Here is a 3123-nt window from a genome sequence, read left to right as displayed (position 1 = left end):
CCCATTCGGCGTTCCGGTTCATCGCCGTTCCCTCGGCCTTCGAGCAACAGATGATCCACGACGAATTGCAGCTCTATGAAGATCTGCAGAGCAAGGTCGACGACGAGGACCGTGTCTCGCGCAAGCGGCTCGAGCGGCTGAAAGAGGGGTTGCAGGAACGGCTGCAGGCGCTTGCGACCCGCAAGGACGACCTTCTGACGATCTCGGAAATCGGCGTCGACCAGATCATCGTCGATGAGGCGCAGGAGTTCAGAAAACTCTCCTTCGCGACCAATATGTCAACGTTGAAGGGCATTGATCCAAACGGTTCGCAGCGCGCCTGGGATCTCTATGTCAAATCCCGGTTTATCGAGACCAAAAACCCCGGCCGGGCACTGGTTCTGGCCTCCGGCACGCCGATCACCAACACACTCGGCGAGATGTTCTCGGTTCAGCGTTTGCTGGGATTTGAGGCGTTGCGCGAACGCGGTCTGCACGAATTCGACGCCTGGGCATCGACCTTCGGCGACACGACGACCGAACTGGAGATCCAGCCATCGGGAAAATACAAGCCGGTCAGCCGCTTCGCAAGCTTCGTCAACGTGCCTGAACTGATCGCGATGTTCCGCTCCTTTGCCGATGTCGTTATGCCGGGGGATCTACGCCGCTATGTGAAGGTGCCCGATATCTCGACGGGCCGTCGCCAGATCCTGACGGCAAAACCCACGCAAGCGTTCAAAAACTACCAGACGATCCTCGATGCCCGCATCAAGGCAATAGAGACCCGCGAGTGGCCGGCCAAGCCCGGCGACGATATCCTGCTGTCGGTCATTACCGACGGGCGCCATGCAGCGATCGATCTGCGCCTGGTCGATCCGGACAATGACAACGAGCCGGACAACAAGCTGAACATGCTGGTCGAGAACGCACACCGCATCTGGCAGGAAACCAAAGTGAACACCTATCTCCGACCGGACGGCAAGCCGTTCGATCTTCCCGGTGCTGCGCAAATGATCTTCTCCGATCTCGGCACGATCAATGTCGAAAAGACCAGAGGCTTTTCCGCCTACCGCTGGATCCGTGACGAACTGATCCGGCGCGGTGTGCCGGCGACGGAAATCGCCTTCATGCAGGATTTTAAGAAGACCGAGGCTAAGCAGCGCCTGTTCGGCGACGTCAGGGCCGGCAAGGTCCGCTTCCTGATCGGTTCGTCGGAGACCATGGGTACCGGCGTCAATGCGCAACTCCGCCTGAAGGCGCTGCATCATCTCGACGTGCCGTGGCTTCCGTCACAGATCGAACAGCGCGAGGGAAGGATCGTGCGTCAGGGCAACCAGCATGACGTCATCGATATCTTCGCCTATGCCACGCAAGGTTCACTCGACGCCTCGATGTGGCAGAACAACGAGCGCAAGGCACGCTTCATAGCCTCCGCCCTGTCCGGCGATACCTCTATCCGCCGACTGGAGGATCTTGGCGAGGGCGCGGCCAACCAGTTTGCGATGGCCAAGGCGATTGCGTCGGGCGACGAACGGTTGATGCAGAAGGCGGGGCTCGAAGCCGATATTGCCCGGCTGGAGCGGTTGCGCGCCGCCCATGAGGACGATCTGTTTGCAGTCCGTCGCCAGCTTCGCGATGCCGAGCGTGAAATCGAAACCACGACCAGGCGCATCTCTGAAATCGGACAGGACATCGATCGCCTCGTTCCGACGGCAGGCGAGGCCTTCGCAGTCACAGTGATGGGTAAGCCGCACACGGAGCGCAAGGCTGCCGGCCGGGCGCTGATGAAGGAGATCCTCACTCTGGTTCAGCTCCAACAGGAGGGCGAGGTCAAGATCGCATCGATCGGCGGTTTCGATCTCGTTTACGAGGGCGAGCGCTTCGGTCGTGGTGACAATTACCACTATCAGACCCTGATCCAGCGCACCGGCGCGGATTACGAGGTCGATCTGGCGGTAACCGTGACGCCGCTCGGTGCCATTTCCCGCCTTGAGCACGCGATCAGTGGGTTCGCGGACGAGCAGCATCAGTATCGCCAGCGGCTTGATCATGCGCATAGGCGGCTTGCGTCCTATCGCTCGCGCGAAAGTGGGTCGTTTGCGTTTTCGGACGAACTGGCCGAAAAGCGTCAAACGCTGATCGACCTGGAAAAGTCGATGTCAGCAGATGCGTTGGCGCCAGAGACGTCGATGGCCGCCTGAGACTATCCCGCATCGAGATCTGGGTGGGCTGGTTCTCCCGGTGCTGGCCACGCCTTCTCTTGACCGGCTTGCATCGATCCGGTTCAATTGCCCGATGTTCACGCCCGTCAACGCCGTGCAGATTCATGTGTCCCTGGACGAGATCGCGCCGCAGGTCTGGCGTCGATTGGTCGTGCCGGCTCACTGGGATCTCGGGCAGCTCCACCTTGTCCTTCAGGGCGCGTTTAACTGGTGGAACTATCATCTTTTCGAGTTCCGGATCGGTGGATTGCGCTACGGCGACGTTGAACTTTTGACCGAAGATGCAGTTGACGACGATCCCCGCGTCTTCGATATGCAGGAGGTTCGGCTTTGCGACTTTGCGCAAGGAACCAACTTCACCTACGTCTATGATTTCGGGGACAATTGGCGCCACTCTGTTGTTGTGGAGACGTTCCTGGCTCTCAAGACGCCGCCTAAACTGGCGACATGTATCGACGGTGCGCGAGCCAGGCCGCCGGAGGATGTGGGCGGCGTATCCGGATACGAGCGCTTCCTCGACATCATCTCCGACAGAGACGATCCGGAATACGCGGAAACTCTGCAATGGTGTGGTGGCCACTTCGATTCGGAATGGTTCGATCTTGCCATCGTGGACAAGGACACGCGCTCTGCGCTGCGCGCAAATGTCAAACGCCGGCTGCATCAGCCCAGGCCAAAGCCGATATCCAAGATCAAGGCACCAGTGAAGCCGCAATAGCCAGTGCGCCCGGTTTCACGCAACGCGTCTTGCGCCGCCTTCGGTCGCGCGGCCGCCCGCTCTTCGAGGAATGTGAGGGAAGAAATAATGAGGGAGAGACAAGGGAACCTCTCGCAGAACGGTCCACCCGTCGCCGTTACACTCAACCGCCCCCTCCTCACCCCTGCCCGTCGTTCTCGCAAGGCTTTGCCCCGCTCGCTCTGA

At 60.0% G+C, this 3123-nt stretch carries 2 protein-coding genes; both read left to right on the top strand.

Annotated features, from left to right (window positions below):
• On the top strand, positions 1 to 2180 hold a 2180-nt coding region (locus tag AX760_RS02830; protein WP_342587480.1), incomplete at its 5' end, for a helicase-related protein.
• A 94-nt stretch (positions 2181 to 2274) separates the two neighbouring features.
• Positions 2275 to 2919, top strand: a complete 645-nt coding sequence (locus AX760_RS02825; protein ID WP_071831320.1) for a plasmid pRiA4b ORF-3 family protein — start codon at positions 2275 to 2277, stop codon at positions 2917 to 2919.
• Positions 2920 to 3123 lie beyond the last annotated feature (204 nt).

The sequence above is a fragment of the Pararhizobium antarcticum genome (assembly GCF_001885585.1).
Lineage (GTDB): Bacteria > Pseudomonadota > Alphaproteobacteria > Rhizobiales > Rhizobiaceae > Pararhizobium > Pararhizobium antarcticum.
The sequence above is the reverse complement of the archived record's forward strand: the minus strand, read 5'-3'. Positions and strand labels throughout refer to the sequence as shown.